This window comes from Chryseobacterium camelliae, from assembly GCF_030818575.1.
Lineage (GTDB): Bacteria > Bacteroidota > Bacteroidia > Flavobacteriales > Weeksellaceae > Chryseobacterium > Chryseobacterium camelliae_A.
The window spans coordinates 855,950-879,032 of sequence record NZ_JAUTAL010000001.1 but is presented as its reverse complement, the minus strand read 5'-3'; the positions used below and the strand labels follow the sequence as shown (position 1 = coordinate 879,032).

Below are 23,083 nucleotides of genomic sequence, written 5' to 3'. Positions count from 1 at the left end.
AAAATTCTGTTTTTTATTAACTGGTGATTTTCTATTTTTTCAATATTAATTTGATGTTAGATATCAGATTTCATATTTCAGACGATAACATTTTTAAATTCTGGTTTATGTCCAGCTTTATCGCAGATAATCAGATGTATTTGTACATATGAGATTCATCTCACTTATCTGACATCTGAAATCTAATATCTAAAAAATCATTTCTGGCCCTTATTGATATTCACATTCATATTCATCCCTGCGCTCAGCCTTGCAATATCTTCTTTTTTGTTGGAGGAAGTAAATTCAATCCTTACCGGGATACGCTGCTGTACTTTGATGAAGTTTCCGGTGGAATTATCTGTCGGCACGCTGGAATACCGAGACCCGGTTGCCGCTGAAATGGCGGTTACTACGCCTTCAAAAGACTTTCCGCCTAAAGCGTCAGCAGTCATCATCATCTTTTCACCGATTTTCACATCCGGCATCTGACTTTCCAGGAAATTGGCCGTTACCCATTTCTGTCCGTTTAAAACGATTGTGGCTACCTGTTGCCCGGGCTGGATCAGCTGGCCCTCGGAAATCGTCCTTCTTCCCATCACTCCATCGTAAGGAGCCGTAATCACGGTGTACGATAAATTTATTTTTGCCATATCCAATGCAGATTTGGTCCGTTTGATCTCCGCATCGATAATTCCGAACTTACTTTTTACTTCCGTTGTAGAAAGATGGGCGGATTGCCTCTGGTTCAGCAACGTTTCATAAGCTGCTTTCTGTGCATCATATTCCGTTTTTACCTGATCGTATTGCTGTCTGGTTACTGCTTCGGAGGCCAGCAGATTTTTATAACGGTTCAGGTTCTGTTCGGCATTCCATAAGCGGGCTTTGGCACCGGCAATATTGGATTCCATTACGTTAACGTTATTAGAAACGGTGTTGACGGATGAGCTGGTCGCATTACGCTGCGCCAGTGCATTCTGATAAGCGGCTTCCGCCTGCCCGAGCTGAGTCAGGATTTCACGGTCATCTAAAATCACAAGGGTATCCCCTTTCTTCACCCGCGCTGATGCTCTATGAATTTAATCTCTTTAATATAGGCAGAAACCCTGGTATTGATCGGGTTGATAAATTCCTCCACCTGCGCGGCTTCCGTATATGTTTTGTCACCTATGTGAAAATATTCCCTTACCAGCCAGAACAGGCCGAATCCAATCACCAGGAATACCACGATGTTTGAAATAATGGCCCTGATCTTATTTTTCTTAGTTTCTTTTTTCTTCGCTGCCGTGCCTGATGAAGCAGGAGTTGGCTGAGCGGTGGTCGTATTATGTTCCTTATTTTCCATTGTTTTCCTTGTTGAATTAAAGTGTTCCGGTTGTTTTCAGAAGGTTGTAGTATTGATATAAAACGTTGATTTCCGCATTGGCAAAATCAAGTTCGGACTGGAGCTTCTGGTTCTGGGCATCAATCATTTCTGCCTGCACAGCAAGCTGGTTCAGGTATTTGGCTTCCGTAATCTTGTAGTTTTCTTCAGCCAGTTTCTTAGCATCGTTCAGTATTTCTGCCTGCTGGATTGATTCTTGATATTTCACATAAGCTGCATTCACCGCCATATCAATATTCTGTTGGGTAAGTGTCATGGCATCGTAAGCCTGATTTTTCTGGAGTTCCCCTAATTTTACCCTTTCCTTCGTTTTGTACAGGTTATCGATATTATAAGTCAGGGAAACCCCGGTTTGCCATCCTCCGGAATACATGTCCAGGACAGGATTCCTTGTGGTGATGGGCTTTTGCAGGGAATAGCCTCCAAATCCGGCTATTGTCGGTATCTTGTCTGTTTTAATAATGTCGATATTCTTATCGGCGACATCAATGTTGGTCTTCGCTGATTTCATAACCGGATTACTGTCGTGGGCAAGGTTCAGGTAATAGTCCATTCCGATTCCCGCTTCTTTATTTTCCAGATTTTCTACCGGAACAATTTCGGTATCTTCCGGTAATCCCAGGGCTATATTGAGATTATAGTTTAATATTTTACGGTTATTTACCAAAGAGAGGATGCCCTGATCCAGATTTTTGATCGCCAGTTCTCCACGGATCACCTCATTCCGGGTCACCATGCCCTGCTCATAGAACTTCTGAATGTTTTTCAGGCGTTCCTGAGCCAGTTTTTTGTTGTTCCGAAAAACTTCGTATTGATTGACAATCTTGTAGACATCCAGATAATTGGAAATAACCAGAAATTTCACATCCTGCTTATTTTTCTCTAAATCAAGCTCAGAAAGCTGTTCACGCAGTCCGGCCAGCTCAATTGATTTGTTTACCAATCCGCCTTTGAAGATCAGCTGGGTAGCCTGAACCGCATATGAACTCCCGTAATGGGGCATCTGTACCGTTGTTGTATTTGAAAAATCCTTGTCGATAACCACTGCATTCCCCAGATAGAACTGGCTCGTAGAGGCAGTTATCGTTGGTAGTTTCTGGAGTTTTACTACCTGGGTGTTCTGCCTGGCTATACCAATATTTTGTGCTGCGACTTTCAGCTGCTGGTGATTTTGCACCGCGAGCTGCGCCACCTCTTCTGCGGTCATCTGCCTGATATGCTGTGAAAAAAACAGCGCAGGAAAGACCGCTGCCACAATTGACAGTGCTGTTTTTATATTCTTTACCATTGTACCTTGTTTTACGGTTGCAAAGTTAGGGCACAAAGAAAGTCAAACAAATGTTTGAAGTTTGGAAAAAGATGTTCAAATGTAAGATTTCAGCTTTCGAACTGATTTCTGTATTGTGAAGGACTTTCGCCTAAATGTTTCTTGAAAAAATGTGAAAAAGAATAAGGATCGCTGAATCCAAGGACAGAAGAAATTTCTGAAACCGGCTTTTTGGAGGAGTTTAATAAGACTTTAGCTTCATTGAGGACGACAAGTGCGATGACCTGGCTCGCAGACTTCCCCGTCACTTCTTTTACAACTGCCGACAGATGTCTGGTTGTAATCGACTGCCGTTCTGAATAGAATTCCACACTGCGCTCCGTATGATGGTATTTAGCCAGGTCATTCAGGAAGGTAAAAACAATCTCCTCCTGCCTGGTCATCTGATTCATTGCATTGCTGTCTTCTTTGGAGATAATTCCTGCCATCTGGTAGCAAAACACGGAAAAAAGGTGCTCTACAATCTCTTTCTTATAAATCATGTCTGTCTCCGAATCCAGAATGTATTTCAAAAAATTGACGCTTTTCCACACCACTTCCATTTCATCAGCCTGAAACGGAACACCGATATTCATCTGCTGCCGGAAATACCGGTAGGTAATCAGCCTGTTAAATTTTAATGACAATGCTGAAATGAATTCCCGCTTGTACGATACCATCCTGGACTGGAAATCATCGCTCACGGAAATCATTTCATAGACCGTTTGCGGATCTGTTACCATAAACATATTGGCGGAAAGCTCCAGGTCCCTGAAATGCTGTTTCATCTTAATGGTTCCGGTCTTGATAAAAATGAAGGCCGGATTATCGGTACGGAAAGGTTTATCAAGCGCAATACGCTCGAAAATATTGTGTTGTGTGAAAATTTCAACGCCGAATTTTTCCAGGACAGACATACCGCAAATGTAAGGAATTCAAAGGAGGTGATGATTGATTGTCTCCCTATTTTTCAGCAGTTGTGGTCTGGAGTTAAAGACGATTATTTTTATTGGAATTCGTATGGATTATTACTATTTACTTTCTTTTTTGAGTAATCCTGAGTTTTCAGCATAGATCATTTAATTCAATTATAAAATTTTATTATTTTAGTGTTTTCCAAATGACCGATATGAGAAAAATTGACCTGCTTTTTGCTGAATATGCGGAAAGCCACAGAAATGCAACCAACAAACTGATCCACTGGATCTGTGTGCCCCTGATATTCTGGACTATCCTGGGCTTCATTTCGCTGATTCCATCCAAGTCCATATGCTTCATCTATATCGGATGCATCAGTTATGTAAGTCTTGTGGCCATGGCTCTGGTCACCCTATTCTATATGCGGCTGTCTTTTCTGATCGGCAGCATCATGCTGCTGTTGATGGTCTTGATGGAAAGTTTTGCATTCGGGGTGAATACCCGTTCGGAAAGGCCATGGCTAGTCTACCTTTCCGTATTTATTTTGACGTGGATATTCCAGTTTGTAGGCCATAAAATAGAAGGTAAAAAACCATCCTTCCTTAAAGACCTCCAGTTTTTGCTTGTTGGGCCCATCTGGCTGCTGAGCTTTATCCTGAAAAAAGCGGGCATCAGATACTGATGTAATCTACCGCCGATTTCCATCCTGAAATCCAATCCATAGTATTTATGTAATCATTTACTCTTCTTCCAGCGCATAAACCGCAAAACTGGCAAGCCAGTGGTCGCCGCCGTAATTCCCCTGAAACAGCAACGGTAAGCCATTGGACAAAAATGTGCCGGCTATGGCATTGAATTGCTTTTTCAGCGGATGGCCTGCAGGAAGTGATTTAGCAATGCCTTTCATGCACCAGGCTTTGGAAAACGACAGTCCTACCAGGTGAACCGTCTGGTAATCGCTCAGGTCGCTCACTACAGGAATCTTTTCAATATTCTCCAGGCTGCGTTTTTCATAAAATTTATTCAGCCACAATACAAATTCTTTCTGAGGAAGCACCCTTCGCATCAGGTCTGCGATTTCCAGGCTCGGGGAAAAGAAATCTGAGCCATCGGGTTCCAGATAAGCCGGTGTTTTTTCATCTTTCAGGTAAAAATATTTCGCCTTTTCCATAAGCTGGGTTTCAAAAGCTTTGTCACGATTGGCTCTGGCCCAGTCAATGGCAAAAGCCATGGCAAATGCTGTGTTGGGATGAACGCCGGTCCGGTTCGGATAGGTCTGCTTAGGCAGGAACGTTTTCCACGAGTCCAGGATTTTATCCGTCAAAGGCTTAAGGTTCTGGTGCCATAGTTTAGCCTTGGGATGGTTCCAGGTGGTGAGTTCTTCATCCAGTTTAAGGAGCCAAGCCCAGCCGTAAGTTCGTTCAAAAGTGGTGGTAAGCTGATATTTAGTGAAATAATCTGCCTCTGCCTGAAGGTTTTCTTTGGTCAGGGAACGGTCGAGAATGGCCTCAATTTCTTTGGCCGCTTTCAGATTAGGTTTTGTTTTCAGCAGCCGGACCAGCATCCAGTGGCCGTGTACAGAGCTATGCCAGTCGAAACATCCATAAAAAGCGGGATGCAGGTCCCTCGGGCTCAGCGAAACCTCAGCTGAATTGTTGATGATATGGGCCGTTTTATTAGGATATTCCTGATTGATGCAATGCACAGGCTTTTCAGCCAGTTTCATCGCCATTTCATCTGTAAGTTTCTGCGTTTCCTGTGCACAGACTGAAAACGGGATTCCCAAAAGGATTAAAAGACTGTTTTTCATAGGATAAAAATAGAAAAATATATGGTTGATTGTATTCCTTGACAGTGGTTCTGGGTAAAAACCTTTTAAATTGATCAAGGATCAAAAGATTTTCAACATATACTGCTAAAATCTCTTTTAGGAATATCAGTATTCAGCAGAAAATAATTTGCGTGAAAAAAATAACGATAGGCCATGTAAGAAAGGCTTATGATTACATCAATTCCCTGTCCAACATGAATTCATGCCTGGAAATATATAAAACTCACGCAAAGTATGATAATCATGAAGCAAATTAAAAGGAGGAAAACTGAGCAGAGAGTCGCTGATAAAGCCTATATGCTTACAGTATGCATGGTAAAAGCCAGCTTTGCATTAACAAAAATGTGGACCTAATGTAAACTGGAAATGGACGAATACTTTAGCCAGATTAACTTATCCTATCTTATTTTTCTTTAATATTGTAAAAACAGTATTATGAAAAAATCTCTACTGCCTATATGTTTTCTGATGTTTGTCCATTGCAGCAAATCCGGAGATAAAGTTGCATTAAATGCTGACTTTGTCAACAGTGCCCCTGAAACTGTTGTCGCGAAGAATGAAATGCCTCCACCGCCTCCACTGGAAGAACCTTCACAGGATAAGGCCATAAGCACTGCTGTTTCCAATGCACCAAATGATGGACAAAAATCTTGATGCTGTCAAGATCTTCCTGTTCGAAAGATTTAGCATTGAACGACTCTACCTGCTGCAGGACAATGAGCCGGATCAGGCTTTCTACCGAGAGCTGTACTTCTTCAGAGGAAATGGACATTTTTTCTTCATTGAGAAGCGGGTGCTTTCTTCCTAGCTGCTTTACTGTTACGCTTATTTCCATATCTAAAATATTATAACTAATGTATCAAAATTTACTGAAAACTGTATTCCGTGTTTGATAAATGGCAGGTTTCAGCCTGTATATAAACGGTAATCATTCATATTTTTATCATGGATTTAATGAAATGACTGAATTTTATCAGGAACCAGCATCAAGATACCGTGTGCATCACATAAAATCTGTATTCTGGAAAGTCTAATAGCGATATCGGTAATGTATATCAGCAAATCAGCTTATACCCTACTCCCCTGATACTCATCAGTTCCACATCCGGATCATCTCTAAGCATTTTCCGCAGGTGCGACATGAAGACATCCATACTTCGGGCGTTATAATAGCTGTCATCACCCCAGATTTTCAGGAGTGCTGCCTGCCGGGGCAGCAAATCATTGCAGTTTTCCAGCAGCATTTCAAGAATAGCGGTTTCCTTGTAGGAAATTTTATAGCTTTCTTTTGGCGTTTTCAATTCCTGGCTAACGAGATTCAGCTCACAGCCACCAAATATCCGGGTATTGGAAGACGAAGCGTGCTGCGGAGGAGCACTCCCAAACCTGGTGAGAAGGGCCTCCATACGTACCAGCAGTTCACCCATAGTAAAAGGCTTTTTCAAATAATCGTTTCCACCGCTTCTGAATCCTTTTACCACATCCTCACCCAGAGATTTGGCACTGAGAAAAATAATCGGGACTTTACTATCCAGTTTGCGGATATCTTCTGCTAAGGTATAGCCATCCTTTACAGGCATCATGATATCAAGGACGCAGATATTAGGTGTTCCGGACCGGAATAGTTCCAGAGCCTTTTGTCCGTCAGTTGCCAATTGCACATCATAGCCGCTGGTTTTTAGTCCATCAGTGATAATTTCAGCCAGGGTAGCTTCATCCTCGGCATACAATACTTTATATTTCATGGTAAGCGGGTAAATAAATAATAAAAGCGGCTCCTCCTTCAGGCCTGTCTAAAACCTTGATGCTTCCACCATGCATGGCAATAATCTCTTGTACATAATGAAGGCCGAGACCGGTTCCTTTTACGGTATGGATATCAGCATGTTCAGGAATCCGGAAAAACCGTTCAAAGATACGCTCGTGATATATCTTTGTAATCCCGGGACCATTATCCTGGATTGTTACCACAATCTGGTCATCCACCGATGTACACAAAACCTGAATGCGTACTTCAGGGCCACTGTATTTAATGGCATTATCCATCAGATTATAAAAAACATTGGTGAGATGAACGGGATCCCCATTCACGAAACAGGGTTCTTCAGACGGGATATATTCAATATGTACCGAACCATTGCTGTTACGTAATCTCATCGAGGATACTACACTTTCTAATCCCTGCTGCACATCGTACAGTTCAGTTCGCAGGTTGATTTTACCGTTGTCCAGTTGTTCCAGGCTCAATACTTTATCAATCATCAGGTTCAGTCGGTTAATTTCGTTTTTACTGATGGCCAGATAATTTTCCATCCGGACAGGGTCTTCAGCCAGCTTATACCGGGTAATGGAATCCAGGGCCGCTTCGATGACAGCAACTGGTGTTTTCAGCTCGTGCGTCATATTTCCGGTAAAGGCAAGGCGGGCTTGGGTATACAGCCGCTGGCTGCGCATTACTTTAAAAAGAAACCGGAAAACCAGGCCGGTGAGCAGGATCATCAGCAATGAAGAAATCAGGTAATACCGCATCCGGTAAACCACTGTATAAGTAATGGAAGGCACCACCAGCTGATAGGTATGGATAAAAAAATTAAGGTTATACCCTAATTGCCTGCTTTGATAATCTGCATTCTTTGCTCTCTTAAAGTCTTTTTCAGATTCAGGCCGGCCTGTGTTATAATCGTACAGGATGAAAAACCGGTCTTCATTGATATTCTGCTTTCTGCATTCAACTTCTACCAGACTGTCCATTCGCCGCATGTCTTTTTTATCTGCCGCCATCACTGATCCGAGGGTTTCGCCATCATCAAAAACAGAAATCACCTTCCTTTTTTTCGGACCGGATCTTTTATTGGCAATCAGCAATCTGATATTAATCAGTGTACTGTCGTTTTTCAGTTTCGTCTCAAACCGGCTGCTGACTCCCATATTCAGCATACTGGCATAGGCCTGCTTCAGCTGTAACCATTCCGGAGAAAGGAAGAAATTCCGGAAATTGTCATTGTTTTCATGGCCCGGAGCTACACTGAGGTATTCGCTCATGCGGGCAGCATCGGCTACGGCCTGGTCCAGGTCTCTCTTCACCTGTACCTGTTGGGCATGGAAAAGCTGGATCAGCCAGGCAGTCTGTAGACCGATACTGGCGATCATGGCGAAAATAACAAGAGGATAAGCATATCTGTTGGAGAGCCATTTCATACCGCTAATTTGATGATAATTAGCCAAAATAAACAGCCTTCCGGTGAAGATTTAACCTTAATTAACCTTGGTTAATGATGTTTAACCCTGCTTAACGGGCCTTAACATGGAACTGCCGTAGGTTTGCCTTATGAAAAATACAATTTTATCTCTCCTGCTATTTTTATCAGGACTTCTGTACGCCCAAACCGTTCAACCAGGCATCATACAGGATGCCGAAGGACGGATGCTGGATGCCGCAACGATTACGTTATCCAAAGACCAGAAAAATGTAACCACAGTATTTTCCGATCTTGGAAATTTCAGCATGTCTTATCCTGCCCCCGGAACTTATACCCTGATTGCTACACTTTCTGGCTATCAACAGGTAGAAATACCTCTACAGCTTCCAAAAGAAAATCTGGTTATTGTTTTGCAGAAAAAGGAGCATGTCATAGAGGAAGTAACCATGACCAAAAAAAAGCCTCTGATCGAAAGGAAAATCGACCGGGTAAGCTTTAATGTTGAAAACAGTATAATTGCTTCAGGCGGAAGTGCCTGGGAAGCCCTCATGAAAGCGCCGGGCATTCAGATCACGTCTGCCAATGACGTAACAGCCAACAGAAAGAATGTCCGGATTTACCTTGACGGAAAGCCGTTGCAGTTATCGGGAGATGATCTGGCAGCCTATCTACAGGGAATGCCTTCGGACCAGGTCGCCCAGGTGGAGATTTTTTCCAATCCTCCGGCAAGGTTCGATGCTGAAGGAGCTTCAGTCGTCAATATCATTACTAAAAAAGCAAAGAAGCAGGGCTTTAACCTGAGCCTGAATGGCGGAATCAATCAGGGCACTTACACCGGCTATACAGGAAATACGACCTTCAGTTACCGTAAAAACAAATGGAATATCTATGGAAATTACGGATTTACCCATCGCCAAACCATCCAGGATCATAATATTTTCGTCAATTACGGGAATTCTTTATGGAACAGCACCAGCCGTAGTGTATACCGTTCAAACACCCATGATTACCGTCTTGGGGTTGATTACCAGGTTTCTGATAATCAGGTACTCGGTTTCCTCATGACTGGAAATAACCGGAAAGGTAAATTCGGGGGCAGCAGCCCTACCCAGATCACTTCGCCGGCCATGAAGCTGGATTCTATTTTAAATACGGATAACTATGCTACTACCCTGGGAGACCAGTATGCTTATAACCTGAATTACAACCTCAAACTCGATTCTGCAAAAAGCAGCCTAAATATTGATCTCGATTATTCTCCTTTCCGGAATACCAACCGGTCTTTTACAGACAATGTCACCCTGCTGCCCGATGGTAGCAAGACATCCTATTTTTTCAATATTTACACCCCAAGTTCACAGGATATCAGCCTTTTGTCAGGGAAAGCGGATTATCATTTTAAATCTGTGAAAGGGCTTGAAATAACATCGGGAATCAAATACAGCAGCACAAAAAGCATCAGTATTTTCGATTATTTCAACCGTGATGGCAGCACATTGACAGCAGTGGAAGCCAACCGCAACCATTTCACTTACCTTGAAAATGTAGCTTCGGCATATATCAGTGCATCGGGCAGTGTTGGACCCTGGAGCTTCCAGGGGGGACTGCGGGGTGAATATACCCGTACCAGAGGATACGAGCAGAATATGGACCTTTTGAATGAAAGGAATTATTTTAAACTGTTCCCGACAGCTTTCATTCAGTATAAACCTCATGACAACCATGAGTTCCAGCTTAATTATGCCTACCGCATAGAACGCCCGGAATACAACCGGCTGAATCCAGCCAAACGTTTTTCTTCTCCGTACAGTGTCTATGCAGGAAATCCGGCTTTGCAGCCTGCATTTGTCCACAGTGTGGAAGCAGGATATACCTACAGGCATAATTATAACCTTACGGTATATTACACCTCTACCCGCGATGTATTTACCAATATTAACATTCAGGATAACGAGACGAAAAGATATTATGGTACCCAGGCTAACCTCGGCCTCAGTGCCATGGCAGGCATGCGTCTATCGGGACAGGTAAAGCCTGCGAACTGGTGGGATGTGAATGTCTTAGCCGATGTTTACCGCCAGCGTGAGAAGTCTGATTACTTATCGGGCAGTTATGACAACCATATGATTTCCTTTTCCGGATCGATCAACCAATCTTTTTCGATTGATAAGAAGACGGGACTGAAAGCTGAAATCAGCGGAACTTACAATAGTGCATGCATCCAGGGCATCTATCGTGTTCGTGCCAATTCTTTTATAGATATCGGAATTAAAATGAATGTACTGAAAAACGCCGGGACACTTAAACTTACTGCCACTGATGTCTTTAATACCAACAATAATTTTGTCAGCATCAACTTTAGAGATCAGCAGAGCCACTTTTTCTATCAGCGCGAAAGCCGGTTCGTCACACTCAGCCTGCTGTACCGGTTTGGAAACACTACCGCTTCTCCCCGAAACAGAAAGACGGCAGGCGAAGAGGAACGTAAAAGGATGCAGTAATTTTCCTCTCATATGATTTTTTAATACATAAAATAAAAATCCGGATGTCTTCGACATCCGGATCCGTTAATATTGCATTATCATTTTTAAGCATTGAAATATTCCTTGACTTTTTCAAGTACCTGCTCATCACTCATCTGCTGTGCAGTGTCGAGATGAACTTTTAAATTTTTGAATTGTGCCGTCTCATGGAGGTAGTTCTTAAACTCTTCCTGAATGTTCCCCGGACCGGTAATATACACTTCCTGGGAATTAATCAACAGGTGTTCAACCTCTTTGAAATATTTGGCTTTATTTGTTTTTTCAGCATTGTTACCCGCATTCTCACTGGAGTTTCCATGCTGTATTTCAGCTTTCACAGGGTTACAGAGGAAGAATTTAAATGCATTCTGCGCATCATGGTTTTTAACGACAATAGCCTTTTCTTTATCCATCCAGATCCCTGCTAATTTTTTTTCTGACATAATTTTGATTTTTGATGTTATGTGCTAAGATTAACAAGAATGATGCAAAGCATACGTTAACAGCCTGTTAAAAAGTAGTATTATTTATGATAAGTTAGATTAAGTGAAGGATATTGCTATGTTGTTCTGATAAACGATGCTATGACACATTTTTAATGAGCAATCCGTTCAAAAATGCCACCCTAGTATTATTTTTTATAAAATTGTTATTTCCCCAGTACAAATACTGCCGGTATCTTATGCAGCTCTGGTTTTTGTTTCTGCCAGTCTTTCATTGTTTTTGTTTTGATGAACTCGTCTTCCGGATCGTTGATATTGGCCGCGATGCAGAGTCTGGTATTAGGAGACAGGAATTTGATCAGGTCTTCCAGCAGCTGATTATTGCGGTAGGGTGTCTCCATGAAGATCTGGGAATATCCGGTTTTCTGCACCATGGCTTCCAGATGCTGGATGTGTTTTTTCTTCTCGCCCTTATCAATAGGAAGATAACCGTTGAAAGTAAATTCCTGACCATTAAATCCGCTGGAAATTAAAGCCAGAATAATAGAGGAAGGGCCTGAAATGGGAATAACCCTGATGTTTTTCTCATGGCACCACTTTACCATCAGGTTGCCGGGATCTGCAATACAGGGAAGTCCGGCTTCAGACAGCAACCCGAAATCCTGCCCTTTCAGCATAAGTTCCTGAGCCTCTTTAATGTCTGCATTTTCCGTATACTTATCCAGAAGAAAAAGCTTCAGATCAGACTGTTTTTTTTCAGGGGCAAAGAATTTCACCACTTTTCTTGCTGTCTTTTCGTTTTCAACAAAGAAATAGTCGGTCTGCATGATGTAATCTCTGATCACCGGTGAAAAATGAGTGATGGACGTGTTTTCGGAAAGGTAGGCAGGGAGAAGGAAAAGCATTGGAAGTTATGAGTTGTGGGTTATATAATCAATCTTAAATGGTGAATGGTAAATTCAGATGTTGAAATTTATAATGAACGGCTTTGTAACTGACGGGCAATCTGTTCACAACCTCTGTCGAGCAGCTGGTATACGTCTTCAAAATCTTTCATATCGCCCCAGTAAGGATCTGGTACTTCAGCATTCTCATGGTTTCCGGCAGCCTCAAGGAAAAGGGCTGTTTTCCGGCGCTGTCCTTCATCAGCGGCTTTGGATATCACATCTTCGTACACATCAATATCCATGCAGTAGATTTTATCAAAATCCTGAAAATCCTGGGAAGTAATTGGCCTGGAAACCTGTCTGGAAATATCTATTCCATGATTGGCGGCAGTTTTAACAGCTCTTCTGTCCGGGTGCTCGCCTTCATGTTGTGAAATGGTTCCTGCAGAATCTACGAAGAATCCTTCCGGAAGTTTGGTTTTCATAATTCCTTCGGCAAGCGGGCTACGGCAGATGTTTCCCAGGCAGACCATCAGTATGTTCATCAGTTCGTTACTTTTTAAATGTTAAATCATTTTTAGCTTACAAAACTAAACAAAAAATGAAGAATACGGATATTCTTCATTTTTCGATGTATGCAGATGCAAAGTTTAGTGCTTTATTTTTTCAGTAAGCTCCTTTACATATTTTTTTACTTCCTTATCGATTTTAGAGACATCTTTAATGGTATCGCAGGCGTACATTACCGTTGAATGGTCTTTCCCTCCCATCTCTTCACCGATTTTAGTAAAGGTGGCGTTGGTGAATTCTTTGGCAAAATACATGGCCAGCTGTCTTGGAAGGGCAATTTCCCTTTTTCTGGTTTTTGAAAGCAGCTGCTCTCTTTTGATTCCGAAATAATCGCACACCACTTCCTGGATATACGGGATGTTGATGACTTTTTTCTGGTTGGCCGCAATCTTATTGATGGTATCCTTCAACAGTTCCAGGCTCAGGTCAGACTTATAAATGGTTGAGTAGGCAATCACGGAATTGATCACCCCGATCAGCTCTCTTACATTGGTCTTGGTTTCAGAAGCAAGGAAATCCAGCATGTCGTCGGTAAGAACGATACCGTCTCTGCTCAGTTTGTTGATGATGATCTTTTTACGGGTATCATAATCCGGGGATTTGATCTCTGCAGAAAGACCCCATTTGAAACGGGATACAATCCTGTCCTGAATATCCATAATATCTGCCGGCGCCTTATCGGAAGTCAGGATAATCTGTTTTCCGTTCTGGTGCAGGTAATCGAAAATATGGAAGAAACTGTCCTGGGTAGCAGATTTTCCGGAAAGGAACTGAATATCATCGATAATCAGCACATCTACCATCTGGTAGAAGTTGGCAAATTCAGTTTGCTTATGGGCTTTCGCCGCAGAAATAAACTGTTGGATAAATTTCTCTGAAGAAAGGTATAAGACCACTTTATCCGGGAACTGGTTTTTTACTTCCAGACCTACCGCCTGTCCAAGGTGGGTTTTCCCTACTCCATATCCTCCGTATAAGAATAATGGGTTGAATGCTGTAGCACCAGGCCTTTTTGCAATAGACCTTGCTACGGTTGCCGCAAACTTGTTGCTTTCTCCTTCTACATAGTTATCAAAAGAAAAATCGGACTTCAGATTGGAATCAATATTAACCTTTTTTATTCCGGGAACAACAAAAGGATTAACGATATTGGATGAAAAGCCCGGTGGCAAAGTTTCCTGAACTTTGGGCGTAGGAACACTTTTGCCTTTCATATTCATAGTGACAGGTTTTTCCAGCCCTGCCGGCTTGTTTTCCATAACAGAATACCACAGCTTAACCCCTTTTCCGATGTTTTTCTTAAGGGCAGCCGAAAGCAAAGACAGGTAATTGTCTTCAATATATTCTTTGTAGAAATCACTCGGTACCATCAAAGTAAGATTATTGTCCACCAAAGAAATTGGCTGAACTTTATCAAACAGAAGGTCGAAGGATTTCTCGAGTTTTTTTAAATCAGAATTATCTTCAGCAGCGTTGAGATTGTCCCGCATAAACTGAAGGCAGTTCTGCCATATCAACATTAAATTTTCATCCATAATTTATGCCCAGATTATTCTTTAGATTAGTACGTTTTGTAGAAGGAAGACAAAGGTCCAATTTTTTATTTTCAAAAAAAAATTTTGCAGGTATTGATTATTTAAAAATATATTTGTATGTATAAATTAAGCCTCATTATGATACACACAAAACACTCATTACGAGTACGTTACGGAGAAACAGATCCTATGAAATATGTCTACTACGGTAATTATGCAGAGTACTTTGAAGTGGGCCGCGTGGAACTTTTCAGGAGCATAGGAATGTCGTATAATGAGATTGAAAACCAGGGAATTTGGCTACCGGTTTCTGAGTATAAAATTAAGTATTTAAAACCTGCTTTATATGATCAGAAATTAGAGATTCATACCTTTGTAAAAAAAATGCCGGGTGTGAGGATTGAATTCGAATATGAGATCTTTAATGAAGAAGGGACAAAAATTACTGAAGCCTCCACTACCCTTTTTTTCCTGGACGCTGCTACCCAAAAGGTTGTGAAATGTCCGGACTATTTACTGGAATTGATTGAAAAAAACTGGAAACATTAAATACATATGATGAAGATCGCATTTTTAGGACCGCAGGCAAGTTTTACCCAACTTGCAGCCACTCAACTTTTCCCGCATGATGAACTGGTTCCGAAAGCCAATATCCTGGACTGCTTCCACGCGGTGGAAAACGGGCTTGCCGATAAAGCTGTGGTACCGCTGGAGAATTCCATTGAAGGGACGGTATCCATGACCCTGGATTATCTTTACAGGATCCCAGCGATAAAAATAGAAGCGGAAGGCGTAATGCCGATTGCCCATCACCTGATGATCCATCCGGATAATGAAAGCCGGAAGGTAGAAAAAATATATTCTCATCCCCAGGCACTGGCGCAGACATTTCATTTCCTTGATACCAATTATAAGGACGCTTTACGGCAGGATTTTTCATCTACAGCCGCCGCAGCCCTGATGGTGTCTGAAAATCCGGAACTGAATATTGCAGCAGTGGCCAATCAGTTTGCCGCCAACCTTTACGGACTGAACATCATTCACCATAACATTCAGGATTTTGAGCAGAACCATACCCGGTTTATTATCATATCAAAAGGTGATGAATCCTATGATAACACACAGCTGGAAGTACTGGGTGAAAAATCCGGACTGCTGGTTACCCTTCCTGAGGATCATGCCGGTGGCCTGCATCAGGTATTATCTGTGTTTGCCTGGAGGAAGATGAATTTAAGCAAGATAGAATCCAGGACTTTAAAAACCGGCCTGGGAAATTACTTCTTCTACATCAATATCGCAGGAAAATGGGAATCGGTTCTGCATGAAAATGCTTTGAAAGAATTACAATCCATCCATGCTGATGTTGATTTTCTCGGAAGTTATAAGGAATTTCTCCTGGAAGCCTGATATACGAAAATCACTTGGCCATCTTATTCAGATGGCTTTTTTATGCTGTTCATGATCCATAAGAGTTCATGAATACACTGTAGAAAAGCGTTACGAATTTCTTTTCATAATTTTAAATCTCTTCTATTTTTGCTATATTTAACTATTAATACATGTATCGGTATTCGCTCCGCTTTTGTTCTGATTCGGGTGAATGATCGTTACCATATCATGATTATATGATATGACTATTCGTCACCGTATTTTAAAGGGTAATTAATTTTCAATTTCAGGAATACCATCTTTTTTGACAGAAGTTTTCTGGAAATCAATAAAAAGTGACATAAATTTGTTTTGATTTAAAAAAAATAGTTTTAAATTAGCAACACCAGAATTTTTAGTTAAATTTTTTAATATTAAAATTAATTTAAATTAAAATCATTAACTTTAGATTTGTCAAATGTAAAAAAAATTTACATTTGGAGGCATAATTTTTGCTGCATTTGAGGAAACTAATCTTACAATAAATATTAACTATTAATCACTTTATCATGAAAACAAAGTTTTACAATCTGCTTATGTCTTTGGCCGCAATACCTGTTTTCTCCCAAGTTGGGATCAATACTACAACGCCGCAGTCAACTTTGGATGTTAACGGTAATGTTATAATCAGACAAGTTCCTACAGGATCAAGTGTATCAGGCTATCAGGTTTTAGCAATTAATCAGTCGAACTCGGAAATTTCGAGTTTAGATCCTGCCCTTCTTTCCGGAGGCAGTGGCACAGCAAGTAACAGTACAGTATATGCTGCCAAGAAGGCTTCAGGAAACGTAACGCTTTTGAGCCTGGGACTTTTCCCTTCCGGTTTCCGTGCTGTTAATTTTGTTAATTCAGAAAGAACGATTGGAAGTTCAGCTTTATTCTCAGATACCGACAATACCTATACTGTACCTTCTACAGGAGTTTATGCTATAGGTTTTTACTTCCGGTATGGCACAGGACTACAGGCTGCATTATTAGCCAATTCACCGGGTGTAGGGATCGTAAGGACCAGAGCCGGCGTTGCTACATTGATTGACAGCCGCTCATTTACCGGTGCCAATCTTATTCTTTTAAGCTTAACCATTTCTGAGAGCAGCGTGAATTCCCTCTATCCTTTACAAGCCGGAGACAAAATTTCATTTGGGCTTACAGGATCTAGTCTCCTTGATGCCTCTATATTATCTACGAGTACCTCATCCTTTTATATTTATAAGATATCCGACTAAAAAACATATAGCTTAATAACTCTACACGATTAATCCATCATACGCTTGTATGGTGGATTAATTATTTATATTAACCATCAAATTGTGTATATTTGAAAAGAGTGCTCCCTAATGAACTATATCTTTTTTATCATACTGATCGTCATCTTATTCATTCTTTACCGGATGAATCAAAAGATCAACCGCCTGGACAATGAAATCCGCAAGATCAAGAATCAGTCTGCCGGGGCACCTATCAATTCAGAACCTTTACCGGGAATGCCCGAAAAACCTACCGCCCAAAAAGCTCTGCAGGAAAGTCCAAAGGCTCAGCCAGTGATGCCTGATGATGATAACGATCAATTTAAGGACAGAACATCCTGGCTTTCTCAATTATCTGAGTTCTTTGCACAAAATGCACTTACGGTTATCGGCATTTTTACGCTCGTACTGGGAATTGGTTATTTTATCAAATATGCGATAGACAATAACTGGATCGGAGAAACGGCAAGGATATCCATAGGTTTCATAGCTGGACTGGTGATTATTGGAATAGGATACCCGTTAAGGAAAAATTATCCCATATTTTCCTCCGTTATTACGGGAGGCGGCATTTCTGTTTTATATTTTACCGTAACCATCGCATTCCGGGATTACCATTTTTTCTCCCAGCAGGCCGCTTTTTCAATTACCTGTTTGATTACCTTGCTGTCAATCGCTTTTTCCTATGCGTACAAAAGTGAAACACTCAGTGTATTTTCCCTATTGGGAGGGTTTGCCGCTCCATTGATGATCAGCACGGGACAAAGCAATTATCTTTTTCTGTTCTCTTATATTACTATCCTGAACATAGGGATGCTGATCATTGTATTGTTAAGGAACTGGAGCCATGCGGGATGGATTTCTTTTATCCTGACCTACTGTTATCTCTTCTATTGGACTGCATCAAAAACGGAAACTGATTCAATTTATTTTTATATCCTCTCTTATTTTGTTTTTTATGCCTATGGGCTTCAGGGATACCTAAAGGGCCGAAAGCTGTGCGCTACAGACATACTGATGTTGGTTTTCCTTAATTTTTTCAGCATTACAGGACTGGTTTATACTTTTAATAAGCTTCACCTGGAACCGGTTGTTATTTTCCCGCTGATCTTTGCCTTATGTAACCTTTTACTTGCCTTACGGGAACATAAAGCAAAAAGGTCCGGGATCAGCTATTCAGTGTTTACAGCACTTTCCATCAGCCTGATTACCGTTGCGGCGGCGTTACAACTCAATACCCATCTTATTACCAGCGTATGGGCAATCGAGGCTACACTGCTGCTCTTTATCCTGAAAAAAAGCGGACATACCGTTTTCAGGAATGCCTTTTACATTCTGTTTCCTTTGGTTCTGATTGCTCAGACAGCAACATGGGCTCAGTATTTTGAAAAACAAAACTTACCCGTGATTTTTAATCCTGTATTTTTTACAAGCTGTGTGACGATTTTAAGTACTGCTATAAATCTTTTCATGATCAGAAAGAAAACTGCAACAGAGGAAGCAGCCTACTCACTCCCTGAAATCATTCTTTCTGCAGCTTTGTACTGCCTCATCTATGCAACCCTTCTTTTTGAGCTGTTGTACCATACGTCGACGCAACCTTTAACAGTAATCAACAGTATTGCAGCAATATATACTGTATACTATATCTTTATACTGTTATTATGCAGCAAAATATTTAAAATCAATAGCTTTACACAAACTCTACTCAAGTATTTACTGCTGATCCTTTGTATTGAGCATACTTCCGTAAATGGATCCTTTCTAGTCGATAACATTCTGCATCATACCCTTCCGGGAAGTTTCTATTTCCTATATGCCCTGTACCTTATTCCTTTTACCTATACTTTATGGAGCTTTCTCTCAAAGAAAAGAGCAGACCGTACGAGATTCGATTACCGGATCAGTTCCTTTGCTTTGGTTGTGATTATAAGCCTGGAGATTGGGCACCTCTATATTCTTGGGAATACAGAGAGCTGGTTTCAGAAAGATATACTTCAAAAACATTATATAATCCTGTACCTTCCCATCATCTGGATGCTGCTTGCCAGTGCTTTTATTTATACCGGAATAAAGAGGGATTGGATTGAGCTTCGTAAAATCGGTTTTTTCCTTACCGGCATTACCATCGTTAAATTATATATATACGATGTATGGCAGATGGACCATGTATCAAGAATTATCGCTTTCATCATTTTAGGGATTATTTTACTGTTCAGCTCATTTATATTCCAGAGGTTGAAAATAATAATCAGTACTCTGATTAAGGATAAGGAAAAAGAAGAGATCAGAAATAACAAAGAAATTCAATAATTAATAAATCCCTGTATCAATTTGATTTTCAAAATAGAATTTTTATTCATTATTGATAAAAAATAAGTATATTTATCCCGTTTTTAATCATGCTCTAAATTTTTATTATGAAAAAATTATTTTACTCCTTTTTAATGCTGTCATCAGCCATGCTGTTTGCACAAAAAAATACGGCGACAAGATTTGCGGTAGCCAATGGTATTGTAGGAACTGTGGATATGTTCAATAATAAAAAAGAGGTGATCCAGAGCATGAACGTCTATAAGACCGCTGCCAACCTCCCACAGAACCTGAAACAATACAGTTTTATTGCTGATAACGGGATTTCGGAGTTTAAAATTAAAAGCGGCTATGAAAACCTAGACAGGATTTCTTTATCCTCCCTGAATGAGCAATATGCTATTCCTAAGGATAATCCGGTAATTATTGACGGATATACTTTCAGCGATACCGCTACTAAGGTATACGGAGATATACTTGCCAAAATGGAAGTCAAGGATTATGAAGGAAAGAAGACTTTATTCATCTCTACAAAATAATACATCTTACAGATCATAATATAAAGGATACTTTTACAGTATCCTTTAATATTTATTGTTCCACTTTTTTTTCAGCTCGTCGTATATTTTCTTTTCCGTAGCATTATTGCCTGGCTCATAGAGCTTAGTGTCCTTAATTTCTGCAGGCAGGAAATCCTGATCGACAAAATTGCCTTCATAAGAATGGGCATACTTGTATTCCTTGCCATAATCAAGATCTTTCATCAGTTTGGTGGGTGCATTTCTGAGATGCAGAGGAACAGGAAGGTTACCGGTCTTTTTCACCAGGGCCAGCGCTTCATTAATCGCCATATAGGTAGAATTGCTTTTCGGGGACACGGCAAGGTAAACAGCTGTTTCACTTAAAATAATCCTGGCTTCAGGGTTTCCGATTACATTGACTGCCTGAAAACAGTTGTTGGCCATGATCAGAGCATTCGGATTGGCCAGCCCGATATCTTCTGCTGCGAGGATCAGCATGCGCCTGGCTATAAATTTAATGTCTTCCCCTCCGGCAATCATCCTCGCCAGCCAGTAAACCGTACCGTTAGGATCGCTGCCGCGCATGGATTTGATGAATGCTGAAATAATATCGTAATGCTGCTCGCCGTTCTTATCATAAAGTGCCATTGTTTCCTGCAGCACTTCCATAACATCTTCATTCGTAATCTCCCTGGCTCCGTTATCTTTATACTGGTTCAGCACCAGTTCTACAGAATTGATCAGTTTTCTGGCATCCCCTCCTGAATATTGAATAAAGGCCTCTTTTTCGGAAATTTTAAATTGGGTATGCTCATCTTTGTTATACCGCTCAGAAGCAATATCGATGAGCTCTTCCAGTTTTTCATAGCTCAGGGCTTTCAGGACATATACCTGGCTTCGGGAAAGCAATGCCGATACGACTTCAAAGCTCGGGTTTTCCGTTGTAGCACCGATCAGGACAATCCACCCTTTTTCCACGGCATGCAGAAGGGAATCCTGCTGTGATTTATTGAACCGGTGAATTTCATCAATAAAAAGAATGGGCGATTTCCCGGAAAACAAGTTCTGCTTTTTGGCATCTTCAATTACGTCACGCACATCTTTTACTCCTGATGAAACGGCCGAAAGTTTATAGAATTTCCTGCCGGACTGCTCAGAGATAATTTCTGCTAATGTCGTCTTTCCGGTTCCGGGGGGACCCCAGAAAATCACCGAATTCAGGGTATTGTTACTCAGCATTTTCCTGATGGTTCCCTTTTCTCCGGTAAGGTGTTCCTGCCCCAAAACATCATTCAGTGTCTTAGGTCTTAATTTTTCGGCTAATGGTATATTCTGGTTCAAGATGTTCAATTTTAAACAGACCTTAGCAGATATCATCTGCCCGTAAGAATCTGTACTGCTATTACAAAGTTAAAATTTTAATTTTTTAATCAGGCTATTGTGCAATAACTGTATGAAGTCTATGCAATAATCGTGAAGAATTTTATGTTGAGGACCATTTTTTACCAAAAGTCCATCAACCGTGCCCTGCTTATCAAATTCAGACCTAATATAATTGGGTAAACAAGGGAAATGATTTATGTTTCCGGAGACTGATCAACCGGGAATTTTATCTTCATATTTTTCTTTAAGAAAAGCAAAATATAACAGGTATGCAATCAGAAACAGCTGAAACCATTCAAAATCAAGCTTAAAACGGGTATTGGCACTATGGGTAAGCGCGTAAGGAGCTGTAAAATTCAAAAAAAACAAGACCGAAAAAGCCAGTAGCTTCCAGGATTTCCTCCTGTAGATAAAGACGAGTGAAAATACGGTCAGGAGATTAATGATAATGACATACAATTTCCTTGTAATCCATATCGATAAGCTCTGATCATGATAATACCTTGAGGGAACATACCAGAGCATCAGGATATTGGCCAAAGCCTTTTTGAATACAATGGATGGCTGGGCCTTTTCTATTTTCTTCACTTCGCGCCGGTACAGATCTTCCATCCTGAATTCATCCGTCTGCCTTCTCAAGCGCAGGATCTCAGCCTCATGTTCCACCGAATAGACCTGAAGCCCCTTGAAAACCTGTACATCCGAATAATAGCCGAAATACCGGTTCTGCCAGACCGGTGTTTTAGAAATTACCAGCCGGTTAAAAGTAATATAATTGCGTATTACCCATGGCGAATATCCCAGGGCAGTCAATATCAATACCAAGGCCAGTGGTTTCAGGCTGGCTTTCTTGAAGATATACAATGAAAGCAAAAGCAGTAAAGCGAACGGCACCACAACGACCTGACACAGAAACAACAGAGCTGTACTGAGTGACAGCAGCATGATTCGGGATGTATTGAAGCCTTCTTGCCAAACCCTGCTCCACCGGTACAGAAAATTCAGGAAAATAATGATGAAAACATTCGTACTTTCAAGCGTATTGGAATAGATAAAATAAGCAGGCGACAGGAGAAACAGGTAACCGGTAAGGATTCCCACCTTTTTTACATTGAATATCCCTGAAATCCTGACCATCAGCACCGGAATGAAAAAGTAAATCAGGTGTTGTGCAATGACTATAGCTTCTTTGGCAAGATCTTGGAAAAGAGATATAAAAGCGGATAAAAATAACGGATAAACAGGCAGCTTGTAAGCGGTTGGCCCTACATTAATAAACTCGGAATAAACGCCGTAATGTGCTATATTTTCGGCAATACTCCAGTCTTCAAAAGTATTGCCGCTGAAACCGGTGAGAAAAGAGTATAGAATTTTACCTGCCAAAATAATGCAGTTAAACATCATCAATGTTTTAAAGCTCATCAGGAAGCTATAGAGTTTTTTCATAAGCAGGTCACATCATTGCATCACATGACCAGGGGCATGCCCTGATCATTGCATCCGGGATTTGCTGTAAATATAAAACAAAATAACAGGGATCAGAAATTTCCTCTGCCAATCCTGTTTCAAAGACCGGAAGTTAATGATACACTGGTACAGATTTTAACATTTCATTC

Annotated in this window: 19 protein-coding genes and 1 pseudogene; 7 read left to right on the top strand and 13 right to left on the bottom strand. The window is 41.0% G+C overall.

From position 1 onward, the window contains the following. Positions 1-197 precede the first annotated feature (197 nt). The 3 genes and pseudogenes from QE404_RS04025 to QE404_RS04015 form a co-directional block, all read right to left on the bottom strand. Positions 198-1,324 (bottom strand): annotated as a pseudogene (locus QE404_RS04025) (HlyD family secretion protein). A gap of 16 nt (positions 1,325-1,340) precedes the next feature. Continuing rightward, entirely contained in the window at positions 1,341-2,651 is a 1,311-nt protein-coding gene (locus QE404_RS04020; protein WP_307446806.1) for a TolC family protein, read from the bottom strand. Between the two features lie 89 nt (positions 2,652-2,740). Next, a complete protein-coding gene (locus QE404_RS04015; RefSeq protein WP_307446803.1) occupies positions 2,741-3,586 on the bottom strand; it encodes a helix-turn-helix domain-containing protein in 846 nt (281 codons plus the stop codon). 212 nt (positions 3,587-3,798) lie between these two features. On the opposite strand from QE404_RS04015, the gene QE404_RS04010 reads away from it, so the two are divergent. Beyond that, the gene (locus tag QE404_RS04010; protein ID WP_307446800.1) at positions 3,799-4,269 is read left to right on the top strand and encodes an Mpo1 family 2-hydroxy fatty acid dioxygenase; all 471 of its coding nucleotides are present in this window, start codon (positions 3,799-3,801) and stop codon (positions 4,267-4,269) included. Between the two features lie 57 nt (positions 4,270-4,326). Here QE404_RS04010 and QE404_RS04005 read toward each other — a convergent pair whose 3' ends face one another. The 4 genes from QE404_RS04005 to QE404_RS03990 all read right to left on the bottom strand — a co-directional run bounded on the left by QE404_RS04005 (position 4,327) and on the right by QE404_RS03990 (position 8,616). Beyond that, a complete protein-coding gene (locus QE404_RS04005) occupies positions 4,327-5,397 on the bottom strand; it encodes a DUF2891 domain-containing protein (RefSeq protein WP_307446798.1) in 1,071 nt (356 codons plus the stop codon). A gap of 544 nt (positions 5,398-5,941) precedes the next feature. Continuing rightward, the gene (locus tag QE404_RS04000; protein WP_307446795.1) at positions 5,942-6,253 is read right to left on the bottom strand and encodes a hypothetical protein; all 312 of its coding nucleotides are present in this window, start codon (positions 6,251-6,253) and stop codon (positions 5,942-5,944) included. 220 nt (positions 6,254-6,473) lie between these two features. After that, positions 6,474-7,163 carry a response regulator transcription factor gene (locus tag QE404_RS03995; protein WP_307446792.1) on the bottom strand — a complete coding sequence of 230 codons (690 nt, stop codon included), beginning with the start codon at positions 7,161-7,163 and terminating at the stop codon, positions 6,474-6,476. Beyond that, positions 7,153-8,616, bottom strand: a complete 1,464-nt coding sequence (locus QE404_RS03990; protein WP_307446790.1) for a sensor histidine kinase — start codon at positions 8,614-8,616, stop codon at positions 7,153-7,155. Before QE404_RS03990 ends, QE404_RS03995 begins: the two co-directional genes overlap by 11 nt. A 130-nt stretch (positions 8,617-8,746) precedes the next feature. Between QE404_RS03990 and QE404_RS03985 the strand changes: the two genes are divergently transcribed. Continuing rightward, complete coding sequence (locus QE404_RS03985; protein WP_307446788.1) at positions 8,747-11,119, top strand: outer membrane beta-barrel family protein; 2,373 nt, start codon at positions 8,747-8,749, stop codon at positions 11,117-11,119. Positions 11,120-11,205: 86 nt separating this feature from the next. Here QE404_RS03985 and QE404_RS03980 read toward each other — a convergent pair whose 3' ends face one another. The 4 genes from QE404_RS03980 to dnaA all read right to left on the bottom strand — a co-directional run bounded on the left by QE404_RS03980 (position 11,206) and on the right by dnaA (position 14,575). Continuing rightward, positions 11,206-11,583 (bottom strand): hypothetical protein, encoded by a 378-nt coding sequence (locus tag QE404_RS03980; RefSeq protein WP_307446786.1) that lies wholly within the window; start codon positions 11,581-11,583, stop codon positions 11,206-11,208. Between the two features lie 206 nt (positions 11,584-11,789). Beyond that, positions 11,790-12,488, bottom strand: coding sequence for an SAM-dependent methyltransferase (locus QE404_RS03975; protein WP_307446784.1), 699 nt, complete (start codon positions 12,486-12,488; stop codon positions 11,790-11,792). Between the two features lie 68 nt (positions 12,489-12,556). Continuing rightward, entirely contained in the window at positions 12,557-13,015 is a 459-nt protein-coding gene (locus tag QE404_RS03970; RefSeq protein WP_307446780.1) for a low molecular weight protein-tyrosine-phosphatase, read from the bottom strand. Between the two features lie 105 nt (positions 13,016-13,120). Then, positions 13,121-14,575, bottom strand: coding sequence for a chromosomal replication initiator protein DnaA (dnaA, locus tag QE404_RS03965; protein WP_307446777.1), 1,455 nt, complete (start codon positions 14,573-14,575; stop codon positions 13,121-13,123). Between the two features lie 138 nt (positions 14,576-14,713). Here dnaA and QE404_RS03960 point away from each other — a divergent pair, with 138 nt between their 5' ends. From QE404_RS03960 to QE404_RS03940, 5 genes are all read left to right on the top strand, one after another. Further along, positions 14,714-15,124, top strand: coding sequence for an acyl-CoA thioesterase (locus QE404_RS03960; RefSeq protein ID WP_307446774.1), 411 nt, complete (start codon positions 14,714-14,716; stop codon positions 15,122-15,124). A gap of 9 nt (positions 15,125-15,133) precedes the next feature. Further along, positions 15,134-15,982, top strand: a complete 849-nt coding sequence (gene pheA / locus QE404_RS03955; RefSeq protein WP_307453346.1) for a prephenate dehydratase — start codon at positions 15,134-15,136, stop codon at positions 15,980-15,982. Positions 15,983-16,512: 530 nt separating this feature from the next. Next, a complete protein-coding gene (locus QE404_RS03950) occupies positions 16,513-17,229 on the top strand; it encodes a hypothetical protein (RefSeq protein WP_307446771.1) in 717 nt (238 codons plus the stop codon). Positions 17,230-17,340: 111 nt separating this feature from the next. Continuing rightward, positions 17,341-19,563, top strand: a complete 2,223-nt coding sequence (locus tag QE404_RS03945; protein WP_307446768.1) for a DUF2339 domain-containing protein — start codon at positions 17,341-17,343, stop codon at positions 19,561-19,563. Between the two features lie 107 nt (positions 19,564-19,670). Then, on the top strand, positions 19,671-20,102 hold the full coding sequence (locus tag QE404_RS03940) for a hypothetical protein (protein WP_307446764.1): 432 nt from the start codon (positions 19,671-19,673) through the stop codon (positions 20,100-20,102). Positions 20,103-20,147: 45 nt separating this feature from the next. Here QE404_RS03940 and QE404_RS03935 read toward each other — a convergent pair whose 3' ends face one another. After that, a complete protein-coding gene (locus QE404_RS03935) occupies positions 20,148-21,425 on the bottom strand; it encodes a replication-associated recombination protein A (protein WP_307446761.1) in 1,278 nt (425 codons plus the stop codon). Positions 21,426-21,680: 255 nt separating this feature from the next. After that, positions 21,681-22,913, bottom strand: a complete 1,233-nt coding sequence (locus QE404_RS03930) for a hypothetical protein (protein WP_307446758.1) — start codon at positions 22,911-22,913, stop codon at positions 21,681-21,683. Positions 22,914-23,083 lie beyond the last annotated feature (170 nt).